This is a genomic window from Rhodococcus sp. HM1, assembly GCF_023218075.1.
Classification (GTDB): Bacteria; Actinomycetota; Actinomycetes; order Mycobacteriales; family Mycobacteriaceae; genus Rhodococcus.
The window spans coordinates 1-436 of record NZ_JALPTB010000213.1 but is presented as its reverse complement, the minus strand read 5'-3'; the positions used below and the strand labels follow the sequence as shown (position 1 = coordinate 436).

General features: G+C 70.4%; 1 protein-coding gene. It reads right to left on the bottom strand.

Translation table 11 applies throughout. The features are described from left to right. Positions 1-436: peroxidase-related enzyme (locus M1M07_RS32470; RefSeq protein WP_248676798.1), on the bottom strand; the 436-nt coding region annotated here is incomplete at both ends.

The following is a 436-nucleotide window of genomic DNA, read 5'->3' as shown; positions in this document are numbered from 1 at the left end:
GGCGTGCAGCGCGTCGAGGATTTCCAGGTCCGACAGGCCCGCGGTGCGCAGCGGGGCCAGGTGCTGCGGACCGAAGCCGCCGGGCGTGCGCGTGAGCGCGGCGCTGGCTTGCACGATGGCGCGCTCGCGCGGGTTCGTGCCGGCGGTGTCGGGGTCTTCGAAGATCTGCGCCATCACGTCGTTGCGCTTGGCCAGTTGCTCGAAGCGCTGCGCATGCACCGAGGCGCAGTACACGCAGCCGTTCACGCGCGACACCACGGTGCTGGCCACCTCGCGCTCCGCGCGGTTCAGGCCGCCGGGCGCGTACATGATCGCGTTGAAGGCCTGCGAGCGCTCGGACAGCACCTGGGGCTGGTGCACCAGCAGCAGGTAGAAATCCGATGTGCGGGCCTTGGGGTGGCTGAGGTCGAGTACCGCCTGTTGTTCGGTGCTGGCC